General features: G+C 60.2%; 13 protein-coding genes. 10 read left to right on the top strand and 3 right to left on the bottom strand.

Annotated features, from left to right (window positions below; translation table 11 throughout):
- Positions 1–17: 17 nt before the first annotated feature.
- From JIN84_RS20470 to JIN84_RS20460, 3 genes are read left to right on the top strand one after another with little or no spacing between them, the layout of a single operon-like run.
- Complete coding sequence (locus JIN84_RS20470; protein WP_200352933.1) at positions 18–929, top strand: rhodanese-like domain-containing protein; 912 nt, start codon at positions 18–20, stop codon at positions 927–929.
- The gene (locus tag JIN84_RS20465) at positions 926–2,521 is read left to right on the top strand and encodes a cadherin-like domain-containing protein (protein ID WP_234043588.1); all 1,596 of its coding nucleotides are present in this window, start codon (positions 926–928) and stop codon (positions 2,519–2,521) included. Before JIN84_RS20470 ends, JIN84_RS20465 begins: the two co-directional genes overlap by 4 nt.
- A 29-nt stretch (positions 2,522–2,550) precedes the next feature.
- Entirely contained in the window at positions 2,551–3,228 is a 678-nt protein-coding gene (locus JIN84_RS20460; RefSeq protein WP_200352931.1) for a proprotein convertase P-domain-containing protein, read from the top strand.
- Positions 3,229–3,261: 33 nt separating this feature from the next.
- Here JIN84_RS20460 and JIN84_RS20455 read toward each other — a convergent pair whose 3' ends face one another.
- Together JIN84_RS20455 and JIN84_RS20450 are read right to left on the bottom strand one after the other, a co-directional pair.
- Positions 3,262–6,348: a response regulator gene (locus JIN84_RS20455; protein WP_200352930.1), complete on the bottom strand. Its 3,087-nt coding sequence runs from the start codon at positions 6,346–6,348 to the stop codon at positions 3,262–3,264.
- Between the two features lie 308 nt (positions 6,349–6,656).
- Entirely contained in the window at positions 6,657–7,094 is a 438-nt protein-coding gene (locus JIN84_RS20450; RefSeq protein WP_200352929.1) for a host attachment protein, read from the bottom strand.
- A 383-nt stretch (positions 7,095–7,477) separates the two neighbouring features.
- Here JIN84_RS20450 and JIN84_RS20445 point away from each other — a divergent pair, with 383 nt between their 5' ends.
- The 4 genes from JIN84_RS20445 (at position 7,478) to JIN84_RS20430 (ending at position 17,689) form a co-directional block, all read left to right on the top strand.
- Entirely contained in the window at positions 7,478–8,365 is an 888-nt protein-coding gene (locus tag JIN84_RS20445) for an SDR family oxidoreductase (RefSeq protein ID WP_200352928.1), read from the top strand.
- 37 nt (positions 8,366–8,402) lie between these two features.
- Positions 8,403–8,816, top strand: coding sequence for a hypothetical protein (locus JIN84_RS20440; protein WP_200352927.1), 414 nt, complete (start codon positions 8,403–8,405; stop codon positions 8,814–8,816).
- 33 nt (positions 8,817–8,849) lie between these two features.
- Positions 8,850–12,005: a DNA ligase D gene (ligD, locus tag JIN84_RS20435; RefSeq protein ID WP_200352926.1), complete on the top strand. Its 3,156-nt coding sequence runs from the start codon at positions 8,850–8,852 to the stop codon at positions 12,003–12,005.
- A 251-nt stretch (positions 12,006–12,256) separates the two neighbouring features.
- Positions 12,257–17,689 (top strand): Ig-like domain-containing protein, encoded by a 5,433-nt coding sequence (locus tag JIN84_RS20430; RefSeq protein WP_200352925.1) that lies wholly within the window; start codon positions 12,257–12,259, stop codon positions 17,687–17,689.
- Positions 17,690–17,697: 8 nt separating this feature from the next.
- Here JIN84_RS20430 and JIN84_RS20425 read toward each other — a convergent pair whose 3' ends face one another.
- Complete coding sequence (locus tag JIN84_RS20425; protein WP_200352924.1) at positions 17,698–18,783, bottom strand: mechanosensitive ion channel family protein; 1,086 nt, start codon at positions 18,781–18,783, stop codon at positions 17,698–17,700.
- 250 nt (positions 18,784–19,033) lie between these two features.
- On the opposite strand from JIN84_RS20425, the gene JIN84_RS20420 reads away from it, so the two are divergent.
- The 3 genes from JIN84_RS20420 (at position 19,034) to JIN84_RS20410 (ending at position 21,429) form a co-directional block, all read left to right on the top strand.
- Complete coding sequence (locus tag JIN84_RS20420; RefSeq protein WP_200352923.1) at positions 19,034–20,362, top strand: YhjD/YihY/BrkB family envelope integrity protein; 1,329 nt, start codon at positions 19,034–19,036, stop codon at positions 20,360–20,362.
- Positions 20,332–20,751: a hypothetical protein gene (locus JIN84_RS20415; protein WP_200352922.1), complete on the top strand. Its 420-nt coding sequence runs from the start codon at positions 20,332–20,334 to the stop codon at positions 20,749–20,751. The genes JIN84_RS20420 and JIN84_RS20415 overlap by 31 nt, the downstream gene beginning before the upstream one ends.
- Positions 20,752–20,925: 174 nt before the next feature.
- Positions 20,926–21,429, top strand: a complete 504-nt coding sequence (locus JIN84_RS20410) for a glycine zipper domain-containing protein (RefSeq protein ID WP_200352921.1) — start codon at positions 20,926–20,928, stop codon at positions 21,427–21,429.
- Positions 21,430–21,519: the final 90 nt, after the last annotated feature.

The raw sequence follows: 21,519 nt of genomic DNA, 5'->3' as shown, positions 1-21,519 counted from the left end.
ATTTTTTCCAAACTGTCATGACCCGAAACCTGACCTCCCATGTCCTCCGCGCCGCGCTTCTGTTGGCAGGGCTCAGCACCATGTCGCGGGCGATCACCGCGACGGAACTCTCCCGAAAACTCCAGGCGGGCGAGGTCGTCCAGCTCATCGACCTTCGTTCCCAGAACCGGTATGAGTTGGGAACCATTCCCGGAGCGATGAACATTCCCGCCGCGGTCATCGAAACCAAAAAACTTCCCCCTCTTTCGGCGGTGGTGCTCTTTGACGATGGCATGGCCGGTGTGGATGTGGGGGCGATCGCCGCATCCTTGAACCAACGTCCGGGGTGGAAGGTCGAGGTCTTGGAGGGAGGCTTCGCCGCATGGAAGGCCCTGTCCGGAGCTCCCCAGACATCACCTGCCGGCCTCCGCTCGGAAGACGTCCAGCATATCACCTACGAGGATCTGGCGGGGTTGAAGGAGAAGGTGGTTCTGTTGGATCTGCGGCCCGCCGCTCCTCCGGCTTCCACGGTCAAGTCCTTGGCCAAACCCGGCCAGCAGCCTGCCGCCGCTCCACAGAAGGAGCCGGTTTCGGATTTCTGCGGCAAGGCCGGAAACCGCACCTACCAGCGCGGACTCGCCGAATTCCGCAAGAACTACAAGGCTGCCGGCACGAATCCCGGAAAGTCAGTGAAGTCAGACAGGTCTGCGAAGTCCGCCCCCCCTCAAGCTGTCCCGCCGCTGGTGGTCCTGGTGGACACCGTGGAATCCGACAACCGGGAAACCGTCCGCCGTCTCCATGCCGAGGGCTATTCCCGGATCCTGGTCCTCGCCGGTGGGGACGAATCCATCCAGCTCGAAGGCCGTCGCGGCAAGGGCCGGATTTCCGGAACCCTCGGCCAGGGGGAACTCAAAGTACCACCGTCCCAACCACAGACCGACAAACCATGAATATGATTTTCATCCGTTTGCTTGCCATCGCGGGGCTGCTATCGGCCACCGCCTCGGGATTGCCGGCCTTTGAGCAGATCACCGTGGGGAATGTGACATCCCACGGAGCATCGGTGGCGTGGAAAGTCACCGAGACCTCGAAGCCCGGCCTGAAGATCTATACGGATGCCGCCGGCACGGAGGATGTGACGAACTCGGTTCGTGTTGAGATCCAAACCTTGCAAAACTCCCGGCGCGAGGTGTCGAGCACTCCCGAGGCCCGGCTGGCAAACCGCACCCTTCAGGCGGCCATGGGGGTGAAAAAGGTGGCGATCACCGGGATCACCGGCTTGGATCCGGCCACCCGCTATTTCGTCAGACCGCTCGCCCTGTCGGAGGCTGGTGCGGAACTGGCGGCAGGCGCGCTGACCGAGTTCACCACCGCTTCCGGCACTGCTTTCATTCCAGAAGCCCGGCAACTCCTCGCCGATCTGTCAGCTTTGGAACCCGCCAATGGCAATGTGGGGGGAGCCTTGCTGGTGGTGTCACAAACGGACTCCAAGTACCCGCTCATTTCGGTTGTGGGCGATGGAAACGTGCCATCGAGCGCCTATTTCGATCTCACCCAACTGCTCGATTCTGCGGGAACGATCAATCTTCTGCGGGCTCCGGGCGAGCTTGAACTCTCGTTCTCCTGGTTGGGCTTGCCTGAAACTCCGGGCACGTTCCAGCCGAATGCGGTTCCCTACACCGGCGACTTCGTCGTCGCCGCCGTCACGCGCACAACCTTCGTTGGCCAGGGCGAGGACACGGCACCGCAGATCACACCGGTTGACGACCAGATCGCGGTCATCGGACAAACCTTCACGCTCGGTATCCAGGCGATGGACCTGGATCTTCCCATCAGCGCTCTCGTTTACAGTCTGGAACCAGGGACTCCCGCCGGAATCTCCATCGATTCCGCGACGGGCGTGCTGACGTGGACACCCACGGCGAGTCCTGGAGCGGGAGTCTATCCGGTCACGGTCAATGTTCATGAGACGGCGAACCCCTCACAGATTGCGACCACGACGTTTTCCATCCGGGTGCGTGCCAACAGCGCTCCGGTCGCTGGTGCGGACTCCACATCGGTGATGCAGGGACAATCTGTGGCCATCAAAATCCAGAAGTTGCTTCTCAATGATTCCGATGCCGACGGCGATGTGCTGACGGCAAGTTTGCCCGGCCCGCTGACCAGCCAGGGGGGAACCATCACGCTGTTGAACGGCAAGGTCACCTATACGCCTCCGGATCTTTTCACGGGAACCGACACCTTCACCTATTCGCTGTCCGACGGATTCGGAGGAACCGCGACTGGCAACGTCACGGTGACGGTGCTGTCCGCCTTCGGCACCAACGCCAATCCCGTAGGCTTGTCGTCCCTGCCGGATGGCACGATGGGACTCAGGATGGTGGGTATCCCGGGACGAAGTTACGTGATCCAGGCGTCCAGCGACATGGTCAACTGGACAACCCTCGCGACGAAGGTTGCGGGGCCCAACGGAATTTTCGAATTTGTGGATGCCGATGCCGCGGGTTTCCCGACCCGCTTCTATCGACTGGCTCTTCCCTGAGAACAATGTTTGAGTGAACCACCTCCGTTATGAGAATACGCCGCTTCGCACCGCTGCTGACCAGTCTTCTGACATCGGTAATTCTGATGGAGGAAACCGATGCCGCGATCATCACGTTCAATTACAACGTCAACCAGGCGATTCCTGATGGTTCCGCGCTTGGATTGAGCGACACCCGGACCGTGATCACCGCCTATGACCAGATCCAGAGCGTGAAGGTGAGCATCCAGGTGACTGGCGGAATGGCCGGCGACTACTATGTCCAGTTGATCGGAGGTTCGAAGAATTCGGTGCTCATGAACCGGGTGGGGAGGACCTCAACCAACAGTTTGGGATACTCCGACAGCGGCTTCAATGTACAGTTTTCCGATGACGCCGCCTCGGGGGATGTCCACACCTACCGGACAACGCTTTTTGGAAACGAAACCACTCCTCTGGCAGGTGAGCTCGGCGGGGTATGGGCTCCCGACGGGCGGACCACCGATCCTGATGCTGTGCTTGCCGCAGATCCGAGGACCTCGTTGCTCTCCAATTTCACCGGTATGGATCCCAACGGACAATGGAGCTTGTTTCTCGCCGATATGGAGGGCGGCGATGTGGGAACTTTGGTGAGCTGGCAACTGGAGTTCGACGTGGTCCCTGAACCTCGTGCCGCGGTACTGTGCCTGCTCGCCACAGGCATCTGGCTTTTCAGGCGTCCTCGGTGAAATCCCCCGACCTTCATTCCGGTTCGCCCTTGGTCAACGCGGCATCCACACCCGGATCAAGGACAGGAGTTTTTCGACATCGAGCGGTTTCGAGAGATAGTCGCTGGCACCGGCTTGGAGACATTGTTCCTGATCGCTCTTCATCGCCTTCGCCGTGAGGGCGATGATCGGCAGCTTGCTCCATTCCCGGCGTTTGCGGATTTCGCGGATGGCGGTGAGTCCGTCCATCTCCGGCATCATGATGTCCATCAGCACGAGGTCGATCGGTTCTTCGAGGTTCTCCGCGGCAGCTTCCAAGGCGGACAGGGCCTCACGGCCGTTCCGTGCGATGCGCAATTTCACTCCGCATCCTTCCAGCACGCTGGTGAGAGCGAAAACGTTCCTCACATCGTCCTCGGCCACCAGCACCCGGCGGCCTTCAAGCGCGGTCTCCCGGTTCATCGACTGTTCGATCATCCGCTGTTTCTCCACCGGTAGGTCGGAAACCACCTGGTGAAGGAAAAGCGAGACCTCGTCCAGCAGGCGTTCGGGAGACTTCGCACCCTTGATGATGATGGATTTTGAATACCGGCGGAGCTGTCTTTCTTCGTCCGGCGTGAGGTCTCTTCCGGTGTAGACAATCACAGGAGGGAACGAATAGCTGTCTTCGGAGCTGAGTTTCTCCAGCAGGGAGAAGCCCGAGGCATCCGGAAGGCTCAGGTCCAGAACCATGCAATCGAACGTGGATGAACCGAGTTTTTCCAGACATTCGGCGGCTGTCCGGGCGCAGACAGCGTCGACATCCTGCGAACCGAGAAGCTGCCTCATCGCATCCACCTGGACCGGATCATCTTCCACGACGAGCACCCGGCGCATCTTCTGGGTGAAGCGGGTTTCAAGATTCAGAAGGGCGTCCGCAAGTTCCTCCCGCTTCACGGGCTTGAGCATCGCTCCCACGGCTCCCAGCGCCATGGCGGTGGTGGTGTAATCGTTGGCGGAGACGACGTGGACCGGAATGTGGCGGGTGCGTGAATCCGCCTTCAACCGCTCCAGCACGATAAGGCCGGAGTTGTCGGGCAGCCCGACATCCAGGACGATGGCGTTCGGCTCGAACTGCTTCGCCAGCACCAGCGCCTCCTCGGCGGTGGTGGCGACGAGGCATTCGAAATGGAGTTCGTGCGCGAGATCATAAATGATCGAGGCGAACCGCTCGTCGTCCTCCACCGCGAGAATGACGCGTCCCGCCCCGGTGAGTTTTTCCCGGTCGTCAGGGAATCCAACAGCGGGCGAAACGGTGGCGGACTGGCTCTCCCGAATCCGTCGCGGAGCCTCCGCCGGCAAGGGAATGGCCTCATCAGACGCCTGATCGCCGGGGCGCGCTGGAATCAGCACGGTGAACGTGCTGCCTTCCCCTGGTTCGCTTTCCAATAGGATCCTACCACCGAGAAGACGGACCAGATTATGTGAAATCGACAGTCCCAGACCGGTTCCGCCATACTTTCTCGCGGTGGTGCCGTCCGCCTGCAGGAAAGGCTCGAATACCGCCCGCTGCTTGTCGGGCGCGATTCCGATTCCCGTATCCGAGACCGAAAATGCCACCCAGCCGGTCCCCCGTGCGCTGACGCTGAGGGTGACGGTACCCTGTTCGGTGAACTTGAGCGCGTTCGACAGAAGGTTCTTCAACACCTGTTCCAGGCGTTGCGGGTCCGTTTCGATCTCCTCCGCGGCGGAAGGATCGGATTCCATCCGGAGTTCCAATGATTTTTGCGACGCGACCGGGGAGAAGGTGTCCCGCAGTGAGGCGAGCAGACGCTGGATCTTCACCGGCTCGGGATTCATCACCATATGTCCCGCCTCGATCTTGGACAGATCAAGCACATCGTTGATGAGTGTCAGCAGATCATTCCCTGCGGACTCGATGGTCAGCGCGTATTTGACCTGGTCAGGGGTGAGATTTCCCTTTGGATTCGCGGCGAGGAGCTTCGCGAGGATGAGGGAGGAATTCAGAGGTGTCCGGAGCTCGTGGGACATGTTCGCCAGGAAATCGGACTTGTAGCGGCTCGCCTGCTGCACTTCGCGAGCCTGGCTTTCCAGATTGATCTTCGCGGTCACGAGGTCGTTCTTCTGGCGTTCGAGGGTGGAGGTCTGTTCCTCGAGCCGGGCATTGATTTGTTCCAGCTCGGTCTGCTGGGCCTCGAGCCGGGACTGTGACTCGCGGAGCGCGCGGCCCTGCTCCTCCAGCTCTTCGTTCGACACACGCAGCTCCTCGCTCTGCGCCTGGACCTCTTCCGACTGCTGTTGTGTTTCCTCCACCAGCTCCTGCAGGTTCATTCGGTATTCGACCGACCGGACCGCGAGCGCGATGGATGATTCCAACCGCTTCAGGAGCTCGACATCGGACTCCTTGATGGCCGCGAAAAATCCCAGCTCGATCACGGAGTTCACCTTTCCCTCCAGCGAGAACGGTACGATGAGAAGATGCCGGGGAACCGAGTTCCCGAGACTTGAACCGACCGCGAGATAGCCCGCCGGGACATCGTTGACGATGACCTGCCGGACGTCTTTCACCGCTTGGCCGAGAAAACCGTCACCGGCCTGGAAACGCTCGGGGACGCTGCCCGCGGCCACCGAATACACGGCGGTCCTGCTGTAACCGTTGCCGTCTGCGGTGAAAAAGGCTCCTCCTTGGGCGTTCAGATATTCGCCGAGAAACCGGAGGATGTTCTCGCCGAGCACCAGCCCGTTGAGTTCGCCGACGATCTTCTTGGCGAGTTCCGCTCCTCCGTGCTGCAGCCAGGATTCCCGTCTGGCGACCAGCCGCATTTTGATGAAAAGGTGCCCGATGGTTGCGAGGATCCAGAGCGTGGTCACTCCGAAGAAACGCCGTATTTCGGACAATTCCCGGCCGGGACCATCCGCAGTCGTGAAATAGGCGGTGATGATCAGCAATGTGCCGACCGTGGCGACGACGAAGGGGAATCGCGGCTTCCAAACGAAGAACGACAGTGCCATCGGCACCATGTGGAGCATGTAGATGGAAATTCCGAACGGGGTGAGATGATCGGCGGCGAATACGGCAGCAATCCCGCACCAGACGCTCCATGCGATGAGAGGCGGGGTTTTTTCTTCAAAACGGGTCATGGATCTTTGTTAAGGTCTGACTAAAACATGAGGAGGTCACCGGGCAAGCGCCTTCAGTCGGAATACGGACGTCCCGCTTCACTGGGAGCGACCTGTCTACCGCCGCAGGGTCATCGACCAACTGAAGACCCGCCCATTCCCTCAGCCGCGATTGTTCCGGAATGCGGATTCAACGTCTTCCGCCATGTTTCCGACCTCCTGGAATCCCGTATTTGATTTATTGTCAGCCATAGCCGCCACGAGAGCCCCGGAAACGATTGCTGTCAAGAGGAGCGGGGAAATGCGCGGATGCGTCGCCATTCCTGTTTTCAACCGGGTGATTGAAAGGCCTTTGCGACGGCTTGGGTGGGAGTGTTGGTCAGATCCAGGGGAAGGTTGATGCGGAGGTTCTTTTTCCAATCCTTGTCCAGCTCGTCCAGAATCGCGGCATTGATTTCGGAGGGAGCGGCGAAACCCCAGCCTCCTGGTTTTTCCGCAGCGAGAATTTCGCCGATTTTCGCGCGGATCTTGCGAAAGCTCCTGACCTCGAGTTCGGCAATCATCGGCATGCTTTCATAGGCACCCGTGCCCACTCCGCCCGGGATCGGAAACGCACCCGACTGGTCGGAGACGGTTTCAGATATCTTCGAATTTCCCTCTGAGAAACTTGTCCTGTCGATCGCCTGCAGGGAATTTGTCTCGGTAGTACGGTAGGCGACCAATTTTCCCCGGTCGGCAACAATGATGATGGATGGCAGTGATTTCATGATTGGTTGGGTTTTGATAATCCGGCCGATTTCTCGCATGTCGGATGCCCGAACCGGTGCTTCCGGGAAACGTTGAAAATGCGGGAGATGGGGGATCGATGCCTCGATACGCACGGGACGCACTTACGATTATGCACTGCGGACCCTGCAAAATGCAGGCTGGGGCCTCCCATCCAAAGCTCCACCGATGTAGGGAAATGCGCCGCTCGCGAGACGGGAAAGCTTGGACAATGATCATCTGATCGAACGAAGGTCCGGCTGGATCGAAATTTTGATTGGATTTCCGGAGCTCTTCGTTTTCCAACACTCTTCAGCCCCCGTTTTATTTGGCTTGGATCGAGGAAACGACGGAGAATGGACCATCTTCTGCGAAGCATGTCCGCATGCCGAACAAATCAAAAGATCCATCCAACGAAACCGACCTTCGTCCGGCACAGGAGCAGGACCATCAGCCGGGCCGCGAAAGCGAAATGACACCGGCCCCCCGGTATGAGAATCCCGAACTGAAGGGGAGCGGCCGCCTCGCGGGCAGGACGGCACTCATCACCGGAGGGGATTCGGGCATCGGCCGTGCGGTTGCCGTCGCCTTCGCCCGTGAGGGCGCCGACGTCGCGATTGTCTATCTTGAAGAGGATGATGATGCCGGGGAGGCCGCCCGGCTGGTGAAAGAGAAGGGGAGGAAATGCCTGCTGATCCGCTGTGACATCTCCTCCCGCAACGCATGCATCGAGGCGGTAGAAAACACCATCAACGAATTTGGAAGGCTCGACATCCTCGTGAACAACGCCGCCGAACAGCATCCGCGCGAGACGCTGGGACAGATCACCGAGGAGCAGTTGGAGAGGACGTTCCGCACGAATGTCTTCTCGATGTTCTATTTGACCGCGGCGGCGATGTCCCACCTCGAGCAGTCGGAGAAACCCACGATCATCAACACCACCTCGGTCACCGCGTATCGGGGAAGTCCCGAGCTTCTCGACTATTCCGCGACGAAGGCCGCCATCGTCGGCTACACCCGTTCTCTCTCCGGACAGCTTGCGGGGAAGGGGATCCGGGTGAATGCCGTGGCTCCGGGACCCATCTGGACTCCGTTGATTCCAGCCACCTTCCCGGCCGACAAGGTCGCGAAATTCGGCTCGGACGTTCCACTGGGCCGTGCCGGGGAACCATGGGAATGCGCGGAGTGTTACGTCTTCCTCGCCAGTGACGCGGCCGCCTACATGACAGGCCAGGTCCTCCACCCGAACGGCGGTGAAATCATCAATGGCTGAGACGGACCGCCCTCTGCCGAACCCTATTAAAAATACCATGAATCCAAGCCGACATGACAAGAACGGAACGCCCTCGCCCGGAATAAGAATCAGATATGAATCCCCGGACGAGAGGATGTTCGTTGGGGAAGAAGTCGGATTGCTTGTGAGTGGCGTCATCGCGGATGTGGTGGCCCACGAAATCTGGAAGCCGGCAAGCACCCTGATCTCTGAAGACGGGGCGACATACGCCGGGGCGGATGGATCAATGAAAGGAACGGTTTATGGGAAAGGCCCCGTGCGGTGTTCCCATCATGAGGCTTTTCTCACGGTGAAAGGAAAGGACCACAGCTTTGTCCCACACGGGAACTTTGAAGAGCTTTCGGCGGAAGAGTCGAAGATCAGGGAACCGGCGACGTGGAAATTCACCTTTCCCTACAGCATCAAGCCTTGCGGCTGTGCGGGGAGCTAGAGGTGTCATAATTGATTGAACAACGACAGGAGCATGAAGATCGCCACCTACAATGTGAATGGCATCAATGGCCGGCTGCCCGTGCTGCTGCGATGGTTGGAGATGGCGCGGCCGGATGTCGTCTGCCTTCAGGAGTTGAAGGCTTCACAAGAAAAATTTCCGCTCTCCTCGATTGAGAAGGCGGGTTATGGCGCCATCTGGCAGGGCGAGAAAAGTTGGAATGGCGTTGCGATACTCGCGAAGGGTACGGTGCCTGTGGAGATCCGCCGCGGTCTTCCGGGAGGGAGAAAGGATACCCAGAGCCGCTACCTTGAAGCGGCGGTCGAGGGCGTCATCATCGGCTGCCTCTATCTGCCCAATGGAAATCCCGCTCCCGGACCGAAGTTCGACTACAAGCTCCGATGGTTCGAACGGCTGGCGAAGCACGCGGAAAACCTGCTGGCGGAAAAGGTTCCGGTCGCACTGGTGGGGGATTTCAATGTGATGCCCACCCCGCTGGATGTATATGATCCGGAGGGGTGGAAGGATGACGCGTTGTTCCGGTCCGAGGTTCGTGAGGAGTTCGGAAACCTGATGGCCCAGGGCTGGATTGACGCGATCCGCTCCCTTCGTCCGGAAGAGCGGATCTATACATTCTGGAAATATCTGAGAAACGCTTGGGGGAGGAACGCCGGTCTTCGTATCGACCATTTTCTGTTGAGTCCCCAACTGGCGTCCCGGTTGAAGGCCGCCGACGTCGACCGGGACGTCCGCGGGTGGGAGCACTCCAGTGATCATGCTCCGGTCTGGATCGAACTGGCGTCCAAGGAGGTTGCCCGAAGGGCGGTGAAGGCACCGAAGAAGCAGGGGGATGTGAAGAGGCCCGCTGCTGATGAAGGTTCGAAAACCGCACCCTTGGCAAAGTATCACCAGAAGAGAGACTTCGACAAAACGCCGGAACCCGGAGGTAAGGTGCCGCGACATGCCGGCAATTCTTTTGTCGTCCAGGAACATCACGCCCGGGCACATCATTTTGATTTCCGTTTGGAAATGGACGGGGTGTTAGTGAGCTGGGCGGTGCCCAAGGGCATCCCGGAGGACACCGCGGCCAAGCGGCTGGCCGTTCATGTGGAGGATCACCCGCTGGAATATGGGGAATTCGAGGGCGTCATTCCGAAAGGCAACTATGGTGCGGGCACGGTGGCCATCTGGGACAAGGGAGAGTGGCAGCCGATGGGACCCGACTGGAAAAAGGATTTCGCCAAAGGCACACTGAAGTTCCGTCTCAAGGGTGACCGGTTGAACGGACCTTATCTCCTTGCCCGGATGAAGGAGGAGCCCAACTGGATGTTGAAAATGCTCGATCCCGCGACGCATCCCTTCCCCAGTGTGAAAGCGGATCGGGAGGTTCCACGTTTCGTCTCCCCCCAACTCGCACGTGTCGTTCCTTCCGTGCCGGCGGGGCATGAATGGCTGCATGAAATCAAGTTCGATGGTTACCGCTTGATCGCCGTGCGGGCGGACGGGAAGCTCACCCTTCATACCCGGAGCGGTCTTGATTGGACCGATCGTTTCGAGGAAACAGCCCGCCATCTTTCGAAAATCAGCACGAAGGATTTCGTCATGGATGGCGAGGCCGTGGTTTTCGACGACAAGGGGCGGACCAGCTTCGGGGATCTTCAGGCGGCATTGAAGTCCGGTGGTGGCGGCGCCATCACATTCATGGCGTTCGATCTCCTGCATTTCGACGGACTGAACCTCCGGAATCTTCCACTCTCCGACAGGATCAAACGTCTGTCGGAACTGGTTGGCGAGGAGCCGGGACCCGTCCGACGGTCCACGGTGTGGCCGGCCGCGATGGGGGAGGAGTTGTTCCGGCAGGCGGCTTCCGCAGGACTGGAAGGCATCATCAGCAAGAACGCCGTGGGTCGGTATGTCGAAGGTTCGCGGAAGGATTGGACGAAGTCGAAAGTCCGTCCGCGCCAGGAGTTCGTGATCTGCGGCTATACACCTCCGAAAGGTTCGTTGCCCGCGTTCGGCGCGTTGGTTCTGGGAACCTACGAAAACGGCAAACTCATCCCCCGTGGCAAGGTCGGGACGGGGTTTTCCGGAAGCCGGCGTGAGGAGCTTCTGCCGCTGTTTCAAAAACTGGCGACCGCTAAGGCTCACTTCAAGATACCTGAGAAAAAGGTCATATGGATCAAGCCGCGTCTCGTCGCGGAGATCGAATTCGCGGAGATCACACGGGACGGTTCCATCCGCCAGGGAAGTTTCCTCTCCTTGAGAGAAGACAAGGCGGCGTCCGAGGTTCACCTGGATGGTATCCAGATGGCGGTTGCGGACGGGAAAGAATCCAGCGTCGCGGGAGTCAGGATCAGTCACCCGGACCGGATGGTGTTCCCGGGAGATCAGATCTCCAAGATGGAGGTGGCACGGTATTTCGAACGGGTGGGCGACCTGATGTTGCCGTTTGTCGTCAACCGGCCCCTGGCGGTTCTCCGCGCGCCGTCCGGCATCACGGGCGAGATGTTCTTCCAAAAATCCTTTCCCAGTCACATTCCGGACCATGTCTACCAAAGCGAACTTCCCGACGGGTCCACCGTTTTCTCCATCCGTGACGTGAAAGGGCTGGTATCGCTCGCGCAATTCGGAGCGCTCGAGGTACACCCATGGGGCGCTCCGCTCCCAGCCGGGGAAAAGCCCGATTTTCTCACTTGGGATCTCGATCCGGACGCTTCGGTGCCGTGGAACGAGGTGCTCGGTGCCGCGCTGCTGCTGCGGGACTATCTTGAGGAACGCGGACTCGCTCCCCTTATCAAGACTTCAGGCGGCAAGGGGCTCCACATCATGCTTCACATCAAGCGCACCCAGGAGTGGGAGGTGATGAAGGCCTTCACGAAGGCGGTGGCTGTCGAGGTCGCGGCATTCAATCGCAAGCGCTTCATCACCACCGCCTCGAAGTCCAAGCGGCAGGGGAAGATATTTATCGACTGGTTGCGCAACGGCCGGGGTGCGACATGCGTCTGTCCCTGGGGACTGCGGGCCCGGCCCGGTGCCACTGTCTCGATGCCCGTCACCTGGGAACAGTTGCCCGAAATCGCCGCAGCGGGATTCACGATCCACGAGCCACCCGAAACTCCCAGGGAATGGATCTCGCCCAAACCCCAAACGGTTTCGAAAAAACTCCTCAGGGATTTGAAGATCATCTGAAAAGTGGTTGTCCGGCATGTTGGGCAGGTTGTCGGCGGGCAGGGGAGAGGGGGTTATCCGGCTAGTCCTCCAATGTGGAGAAACTGTCACCAAATTTTCATCGCCGCTGATCCGGTTTTTCTCAAATCTGGCCGAAATACCCATTGCTCATGATGGCCGGTGTTCCTCCTGTGTTTGAAAACATCCGCCATACGGGCAGTCCTCAACCACCCGGGTCCACCCAACCCGGTGTGGGTCTCAAACCCAACCGTATGCGAAACCCATTCATCCTCGCGCTGCTTCTCATCACGCTGCTCGCCACCGGCAGATCCGGAGCCCAAAGCCATGGCCTGACATCCAGACCGGAGGTCGGCCCTTATCTTGATGGAGTGATGCCACCCACTCCGCCGGTCGTCGCCACCAACTGGAGCACGGTCGTGGCTTTTCCGAACCTGACCTTCGTCAACGCGCTCGGCCTCCTGCCGGTTCCCGGCACGGACAAGCTGGTCGTTTGGGAACGTGAGGGCCGCATGTATTCATTTGTCAACAACCCGGCGACGACAAGCAAAACACTGGCTCTGGATCTCAGCAACCGTTGCCAGGGCTGGGATGACGAGGGACTGCTGGCGGTGGCGTTCCACCCGGCGTTCGCGACCAACCATCACATCTATCTCTGGTATAACTGGGTCACTCCCGGAACGGTCCTTGGAAATCCGACGACGCGCCCGCCGAATGGCACAAACACCCGCCAGCGGCTGGCACGTTTCACCATGGACCCCTCGACCGGCATTGTCGATCCCGCTTCGGAATACATCATCATCGACCAGATCGACCACAACACCTGGCACAACGGCGGCGGCATGATGTTCCATCCGACGGACGGGTTCCTCTACCTGACCAATGGCAATGACGCCAGCGCCGCCAACGACCAGTCCATCAGCAACGCGCTCTTCGGCTGTCTCATCCGCATCGATGTCGACAAGCGCGGGGGGGCGATCAGTCATCCTCCGGTGAAACGCTCGTTCGAGGAGGTCGGACCGAACTGGCCGAACGCCTATCATGTTCCCAATGACAATCCGTTCGTCGGTGTCCCGGGAGCGTTGGAGGAGATTTTCGCCCTCGGCCTGCGCAGCCCGCACCGGATGACCCACGACGCCACGACCAACCGGATTTTTATCGGAGATGTGGGAGAGGGGGCTTTCGAGGAAGTTCACGTGATCGAGCCCAGCGATCCGGCCGGACTCAACTTCCAATGGAACCGCATCGAGGGTTACAACGGAGACCTCGTCGCACCCTACATCGGGGTGAACAGGAGGCCCATCATCGACTATCCGCATAGCGAGGGCAGCGCCGTCATCGGAGGTTATGTTTACCGGGGATCCGAGTTTCCGGAGCTTGTCGGGAAATATGTATTCGGCGACAACGTCACCAACAGGATCTGGCTGCTGGACGAGTCCTCCTACACGCCGACCACCAAGGCGAAGAAAATCCTCATCGCAACGATGCCTTTCGGGCCCGGCCCGAGTTCCGGCGCGAACTACACCGGCCTTTCCTCGTTCGGACTCGATGCGGCGGGCGAACTCTACCTGTGCCAGATGAGCAGCGTGGCGGGGAAGATCTACAAACTCGCCCGCGGTGGTCCGCCTCCCGGAACTCCGCTCCCGGCGACGCTCTCGCAAACCGGCGTTTTCAGCAACATGGCGGCTCTCACTCCGAGTCCGAAGCTGATTCCTTACGCGCTCAACCAGCCGTTCTGGTCGGATGGTGCGGTGAAATCCCGCTGGGCCACCGTTCCCACCGGCACGACCGTCGGTTTCAACGCGACCGGAGAATGGACCTGGCCGGCGGGATCGGTGCTGGTGAAACATTTCGAGCTTCCGGTGGATGACAACAACCCGGCCGTTCACAAACGTCTGGAGACCCGCCTGTTGGTGAAGACCGCCGCTGGCCCTGTTTATGGCGCGACCTACAAATGGCGCGCCGACAACAGCGACGCCGACCTGATGGACAGTGCCATCACTGAAAACATACCCGTCGCCATCACTCCGGTTGGTGCCCTTGCCGGTGCCGACATCGGCTCACCCGGTCTGGCCGGGGCAACCACCCGGACTGGAGACGAACTCACGGTGAGTGGCAGCGGCGCGGATATCTGGGGGAATTCCGACCAATTCCATTTCGCGTCCCAGCAGCGGACCGGCGATTTCGACATCTCCGTCCGGGTTTCATCGCTCACCCAGCCGGATCTTTACACCAAAGTGGGTCTGATGGCACGCGAGAACCTCACGGCAGGCAGCCGTCACGTTTATGCCATGGTCTTCCCCAGCAACGCCGCGCGGAACAACAACGTCGGCGGCTACGAATACCAATACCGCACCGTTGCCGGCGGCCCGTCCGCCGCGATTTATCCGGCGTCCCCGCAGCCGACGGTCAACTATCCGAACACGTGGCTGCGGATGAAACGGGAGGGGGACACCTTCACCGGCTATTCCAGCGTGGACGGTGTGACGTGGTCGGAATTCGCGCGTCTGACTCTCGATCTGCCGGACACCCTTTATTTCGGTCTTGCCGCGACATCCCACAACAACTCCGCTCTCACGACGGCGAAGGTCGTGCTCCAGAACGTCCGGATGCAGCCCTGGTACTACCCGAGTCGTACCGACTGCATGACCTGTCACAATGACAACGCGGGCGGAGTGCTGGGGCCGAAGACCCGCCAGCTGAACGGGGATTTCCATTATCCCGGCGGCGTTGTGGACAACCAGCTCCGGTCATGGGGCCACGTGGGACTCTTCGACAATCCTCCTCCGGAGACCCAATTGCCGGATCTGGACGCGCTCGCCGCGGCCGGTGACACGAACGCTTCCTTGGAAAAACGCGCGCGCTCCTATCTGGATTCGAACTGTTCGAGCTGTCACCGGCCGGGCGGTGTGCATGCGTTCTGGGACGCCCGCTTCGACACTCCTCTTGCGCAGCAGGGAATCATTTACGGCAATCTTGCCAACAACCTGGGAGATCCCCGCGCCCGCGTCGTGATGCCGCAGGATGTCACCCACTCCGTGCTGCACCGCCGCATGAACACGATCGGCGGGGGAATCCAGATGCCGCCACTGGCCAAGAACGTGATCGACCGTGCAGGCGTGGAGCTGCTGGCGGAGTGGATCAATTCGCTTACCCCGAATATCCCGCCGATTGTGGCACTCACCTCTCCGGCAACCAGCAGGCTTTATCTGGCAAGCCAGCCGATCCAGCTTGCCGCGACCGCCAGTGACGCGGACGGGATCAGCAAGGTTGAGTTCTATGACGGCGGCACCAAGATCGGCGAGGATGCCACGCCGCCCTACCAGTTCACCTGGACCGGGGCGCTGCGTGGAGGACATTCGGTTGCCGCCCTGGCTCTCGACACGGTTGGAAACACCGCGCTTTCCACAGCCGTGGACATCACCGTCCAGGGGCCTCCGTTGCCCGCGCCATGGCAGCACGCCGACATCGGCACGGTGGGTGTCGCCGGGGACGCCACCTATGACAGCGGCACTTTCACCCTCTCCGCATCCGGGGACGACATATGGGGCACGAGAGATTCCTTCCATTTCATCTATCGTCCCTTCACCGGTGATGGCGAGGTGATCGCGAGGGTTGCCGATGTTGAGAATGTCGATGGCTGGACCAAGTCCGGAGTGATGATGCGGAATTCCCTGGCAGCGGATTCCACCGCCGCATTCACCGCCATCACTCCTGGGAACGGTGCCGCTTTCCAGCGGAGGAAAACCACCGCCGGAGACTCCGTGCATACCGCCGGGGCGAATGTGGACGCGCCCTATTGGGTGAGGCTCGTCCGTGCGGGCACGACCTTCTCCGCCTATTCCTCGCCGAACGGTGTGGCCTGGTCGCTCATCGGCAGCGACACAATCACGATGGGAACCACGATCTATGCCGGACTGGCACTCACCTCCCACAACAATTCCACACTAGCGGAAAGCAACTTTGACAGCGTCTCCTTCATCAATACGAACAGCCCGGCCTATCTGGCGAAGATCAATTTCCAGCCCGCCACCGCCACCGTGCCGGCGGGCTACCTGGCGGACTCCGGTTCGACATACGGGCTCCGGAGCAGCGGCTTCAGTTATGGGTGGAGCAACCCGGCGTCCCCCGTTGAGTATGACAGTGTGAACGCTCCCGACCAGAGGTATGACACCGTCATTCCCATAGCGGGCGGCTCTTCGTGGGAAATCCAGGTGCCGAACGCCCGCTACAAGGTCCGTGTGGTCGCCGGGGATCCTACCTATACGTCTGGCACCCAGACCGAACACATCACCGTGGAGGGACAAACCCTGTTGAACGCTTCCATTTCCAACGGAACCCGCTTCGCGGACGCCAGCAACACCTTCAATGTCACCGATGGCAGGTTGACGATCGCCACAGGAGCCAATGCGGTGAACACGAAGATCTGCTTCATTGAAATCACCAGCTACGACGTCATCTCCAACATCGCGCCCGCGCTGGCGATCTCCAGTCCCTCGGATGGGGGAATCTTTTATCAGCCGGCATCCGTCCCCATCGAGGTCATCGCGGAGGATGTCGATACGGCGATCACCAAAGTGGAGTTCTTCATCGACGGCATCAGGATCGGCGAGGATACCACGGAACCTTACTCCCATCTGTGGACCGGTCCCGTATACGGCACGCACTCGCTGACCGCAAGAGCCACGGACATCGCCGGTGGAGTCGGAGAAAGCCAGTCCGTCGGCGTCACCGTGAACACTGCCGGTGTCGCGGGGCTGCGCGGTGAGTATTATAATTCCACGAACCTCACCGACCTCGTGAGCGTCCGCGCCGATGCCGCGGTGAACTTCGACTGGGGGAACGCCAATCCCGTCGCCGGAGTCAATGCCGACAATTTCTCCGTGCGCTGGTCCGGGAAAATCACACCTCGTTACAGCGAGAGCCATGTCTTCCGCACCAATACCGACGATGGCGTGAGACTATGGGTGGATGGCCGTCTCATCATCGACCACTGGGGCCCCCAGGCAGCCACGTCGTGGACAGGTACCATCGCTCTCGTCGCGAACCAGAGCTACGACATTGTCATGGAATACTACGAGGGAGGAGGCAACGCCTCGGCTAAGCTCTACTGGTCCAGCGCCAGCCAGATCGAGGAAATCATACCATCCTCCAGGATGACCGTGCCTCCACCGCAGAATCTGCCACCGGCCATCGTTCTGACATCGCCTTCCACCGGAGCTGCCGTGTTCTCCACCGATGAGGTCACCCTCGCCGCCTCCGCGACCGATCCGGACGGGACGATGAACCGTGTCGAGTTCTGGGCGGATGGGAAGATGCTCGGGCAGGTCGCCGCGCCCCCCTACACGTGGAACTGGGCGGGCGGCCTGAAAACCGGCACCCACACGGTATGGGCGGTGGCCTATGACGGAGGGGGCGCCAGCACCACCTCCGCTGTCGTGGAAGTCGAGTCCTTGCCATTCGTGGTCCACCAGCTGTCGGTCCAGCACCTGAGCAACCCGGATCGGGTGGCATTCACCCTTGGCACCACCGTTCCGGCCGGACGGGGCTACAGCATCGAATGGAGCGAGAATCTGATCGACTGGACACCGCTGCGGAGCGAGATCGCGACCGGCTCTCCCATCGAGGTTACGGACACCGCCACAGGTGCGGACCGGAGGTTCTACCGGATGGGAATCACCCGATGAACCCTTCTTCACACCGGCTGCCGGGCAGGGCTTGAAAATGCGGTGCCGGACGTCACGACGACATCCATGATATCGAGAAAGACCTTCTCCCTGACCGCGAGAAACACATTGTAATCCGATGATTTGACATAGCCGAATATTTCAATGTCCAAAGACGTGTCGGAGAAGGAATTGAAGGTTGCCCTGGCATTCTCCGCGATGTCCGGATGCGCGGAAAGCAATCCCCTGATTCCTTCCAACACCGATTTCATTTGTTCGGGGGTCGTCTCATACCTGAGGCGCACGAGAGACTTGAGCAGGATCTGATCCCGGAATGCGAAACTCTCGATCTTCATTTCCGCGAGCTTCGAATTGGGGATGGTCACCACGCTGCGGTCAGGGGTGCGTATCCGTGTGGACCTCAGGCCCACATCCTCGACCACACCCGTTCCTCCTTCGTAGTTGCAGGGATCTCCCACCCTCGCCGGTTGGTCCATCACGAGGGCGATTCCTCCGAAGAGATTCTCGACGGTCTTTTGCCCGGCGAGTGCCAGTGCCAGACCTCCGATTCCCAGTCCGGCCAACATGGCACCCACGTTGACGTTCATGTTCTGGAGGAAAAACATGATTCCGATGATCACGATGGCCGTGTTCGCGACTTTTCTCGCCAGCGGGATGACAGCCTTCGCATGCGAGCGTCCGGATCGATCCAGGAAAACGCGGAGCCGTTCCGCGATCGCAACCGTCAGGTTGAGAAGGAACCATATGGCGGAGAAAATGATGATCGCCGCCTCTGCGTAACCGAGGAAAACCTGAAGGTGCGCGGACATCGGCAGCAGGGTTTTCGCGCCCCGGAAGATGACCACCCCGAGAGCCACCTGCAAGGGGCTTCTGCCTTCACAGATGGACTCCACCAGCCATTGCTTTTGCATCCGGCCCGTCCGGCGGAGCAGCAGCAGCGAGACGGCTCCCACCAGCTTGACGATCACGGAAATGGTCAGGATGAGGAGGGGAAGGCTCATCCAAACCCAGAGCGGGGTGCCATATTTCGAGGCGAAGAACCACTCCGGGAGAAACTGTTCAAGGAAGGCCGTCAAGGGATTGCTTTCGGTCATGACCGGAGCCTAGCAACAGGTGTGCCCCGGATCATCGCTGACATAACCGTCGGCGTGAGAGCTGGATCCGGAGCCTGGGCCACTCCGTCGGTATTCCTCCGGCTGCAAATTGCAACAGGATTTGCCCATATGCAATGTGGCCTGTTTTCCAAGAGTGATGGAAGCCCGCTGCTTTCGCCCGTATGGACGGATATCCGGAGATGGTCCGTTTCATGCAAGGTGGTGAAGATCGATGAATCCCACCCCTCGTATGAAGACTCCATGGATCGGGCTGTTGAAGCGCTCGCTGGACGACTGGATGGAAGACAAGGCCCTCCGGCTCAGTGCGGCCCTGGCCTACTACTCGATTTTCTCAATCGCTCCGCTGCTGGTGATCACCATGGGGATCGCAGGACTGGCCTTCGGCACGGAGGCGGTCAGCGGACAACTCTACGACGAGCTGAGGGGATACGTGGGGGCGCAATCCGCCGCGGCGCTCCAGTCCATGGTCCAGAGCGCTTCCAAACCCGCGCAGGGGATCTGGGCGACTGTCGCGGGATTTGTCATGCTGATGGTGGGGGCGTCCGGAGTTTTCGGCCAGCTCAAGGACGCTTTGAACACGATCTGGGAGGTGAAACCGAAGCCGGACATCGGATTGATGGCACATTTCCGGGAAAAACTGCTCAGCTTCGGGATGGTGCTGGTGATCGGATTCCTGCTGCTGGTCTCGCTCGTGCTGAGCGCCGCGATCTCGGGGGTGAACCATTTTGTCGGACACTCGCTCGCTATCCCGGCGGTCGTGTGGGGGATGATCGCTTTCGTGATTTCCTTGGGCATCGTCACCACGCTCTTCGCGATGATCTTCAAAATATTGCCCGACGCCCGGGTCGGCTGGGGTGATGTTTGGGTGGGCGCGATTGTGACCGGTTTGTTGTTCGAGGTGGGGAAGACGGCTTTGGGCTGGTATCTGGGACGGGAAAGCACCTCCAGTGCCTATGGTGCGGCGGGCTCGGTGGTCCTTCTGTTGCTGTGGGTTTACTATACCTCATGCATCCTGTTTTTTGGCGCGGAGTTCACCCAAGTCTATGCCCAGGCTGGCGGGCGCCTCATCATGCCGACCGAAAACGCGCGGCCGGTCACCGAAACGGATCGTGCGCAACAGGGTCTCGGCCCCGGGACCCGCTCCCCCATCGGACGTGATGAGCCACCTCCGCCACGGGACGTTCATCCGGATTTTTTCCAGCGATTGACCGGTCCGTTCCTGAAATATGTCGAAGCCCGTGGAACATTGCTCACCATTGAGGCACGCGAGGCCTTGCGGCATGTGGTCACGCTCGTTGTCTGGCTGGCGATCGCCATCGTGGCAATCTTCGCCGGTTGGCTGCTGCTGGTGACCACGCTGGTGGGCTGGCTTGTCAGCTACCTCGGCTGGTCGTGGGTCGGCGCCGCCGGGATCACGGGCGGGGGACACATTCTTGTGGCCGCCGTGGCCGGACTCATGATGTGGGGGCGCATTGCCAAGGCAAGGTGGTTTGCCGATACTCTCAACGAACTCAGAAAGGACCGGGAATGGCTACTCAGAAAACCCAGGCAGAATTGAGACGGCGGGCGATTGAAGACCTTGCCTCCAGCAGGGAGGAAATCGGTGTGGAGGTGCGGCGGTTGAAGCATGAGCTCAACCCCGGTGTCGTCATGCACAAGGTGGTTGATCGTCACAAGGCGGCGGTTGTGGTTACCACGCTAGGTATCGGGGCGGTCGCCTCGCTGCTGGTTTTCCGCCGCATGCGTCACCGTCCGGATGATCGCGGAAATTCAAGGCGTGTGCGCGAATCGGGGGATTCACCTGGATTTACCTCTTCGATGCTGCGACTCGCGGCGGGAACCTTGGTCCCGGTGGTGCTCAAGTCCCTAGTGGTTTCCCCGCTGGTTGAATCACTGGCGCGTCCCGGATCGAATCCGGCAGGTGACCCGGCTTCCTTCCAAGGGTAGGATGGCTGCTTGTCCCAATCTGCAACGCCAGATTGCAATATGCTCTTGTCCGTAACGCGACATGGGGAACCTCCGGTCTGCTGGAAAATCGATTTTCCACTGTGAAACACGCGATTTTGCCACATCGCTGTCGGGCGCGCCGCGATGGCGTGTACGCTGCTAAACACGCGCATCATGAAAACCGACACAGAGTCCGCAAACGAGAATCGCGATCCGATCACCGGCGAACCCGGCAGCCATCCCATTGGAACCGGAGTGGGTTCACTGGCTGGAGCCGCGACAGGAGCCTTCTTAGGAGCGCTTGGCGGACCTGTCGGGATGGCGATCGGCGGAGTGGTCGGTGCGGTCGCGGGTGCGGCGACCGGTCATGGACTGGCGGAAGAACTCGATCCCACCGTGGAAGACGCGCATTGGGAGACGAATTACCGGTTCCAGCCGTATTACCTCGCAGGCTATGATTTCGGCGACTATGGCCCGGCTTATCGTGTGGGTTACGAGGGGCATGCCCGCAACCGGGGGCGGTCCTTTGAAGAGTCCGAACAGGAACTGGCCAGCGGCTGGGAAGAGACCCGGGGCATGTCGCGCCTGCAATGGGAACACGCCCGGCCCGCCGTGAGGGATGGCTGGCACCGCAGGGATTGCGCGACACCCGGCACCACCGATCGAACCGGCCGTTGATCCATCGAAACCTTGTAAAAACTTCCACCTTCAACTTCCGCCCTTATCCCTCCCTGCGGCAAGCGGGCCTGAATTCATCTGTTGCGGCGA

Source organism: Luteolibacter yonseiensis (assembly GCF_016595465.1).
Classification (GTDB): Bacteria; Verrucomicrobiota; Verrucomicrobiia; order Verrucomicrobiales; family Akkermansiaceae; genus Luteolibacter; species Luteolibacter yonseiensis.
This window is presented reverse-complemented; position numbering and strand designations above follow the sequence as displayed.

Bases quoted from the DNA above. Each gene is read 5' to 3' on its own strand.
- JIN84_RS20425 (WP_200352924.1), bottom strand. From the start codon at position 18,783: ATGACCGAAAGCAATCCCTTGACGGCCTTCCTTGAACAGTTTCTCCCG.
- JIN84_RS20450 (WP_200352929.1), bottom strand. From the start codon at position 7,094: ATGAAATCACTGCCATCCATCATCATTGTTGCCGACCGGGGAAAATTG.
- JIN84_RS20465 (WP_234043588.1), top strand. From the start codon at position 926: ATGAATATGATTTTCATCCGTTTGCTTGCCATCGCGGGGCTGCTATCG.
- JIN84_RS20420 (WP_200352923.1), top strand. From the start codon at position 19,034: ATGAAGACTCCATGGATCGGGCTGTTGAAGCGCTCGCTGGACGACTGG.
- JIN84_RS20415 (WP_200352922.1), top strand. From the start codon at position 20,332: ATGGCTACTCAGAAAACCCAGGCAGAATTGAGACGGCGGGCGATTGAA.
- JIN84_RS20410 (WP_200352921.1), top strand. From the start codon at position 20,926: ATGAAAACCGACACAGAGTCCGCAAACGAGAATCGCGATCCGATCACC.
- JIN84_RS20470 (WP_200352933.1), top strand. From the start codon at position 18: ATGACCCGAAACCTGACCTCCCATGTCCTCCGCGCCGCGCTTCTGTTG.
- JIN84_RS20445 (WP_200352928.1), top strand. From the start codon at position 7,478: ATGCCGAACAAATCAAAAGATCCATCCAACGAAACCGACCTTCGTCCG.
- JIN84_RS20440 (WP_200352927.1), top strand. From the start codon at position 8,403: ATGAATCCAAGCCGACATGACAAGAACGGAACGCCCTCGCCCGGAATA.
- JIN84_RS20455 (WP_200352930.1), bottom strand. From the start codon at position 6,348: ATGACCCGTTTTGAAGAAAAAACCCCGCCTCTCATCGCATGGAGCGTC.
- JIN84_RS20430 (WP_200352925.1), top strand. From the start codon at position 12,257: ATGCGAAACCCATTCATCCTCGCGCTGCTTCTCATCACGCTGCTCGCC.
- ligD (WP_200352926.1), top strand. From the start codon at position 8,850: ATGAAGATCGCCACCTACAATGTGAATGGCATCAATGGCCGGCTGCCC.
- JIN84_RS20460 (WP_200352931.1), top strand. From the start codon at position 2,551: ATGAGAATACGCCGCTTCGCACCGCTGCTGACCAGTCTTCTGACATCG.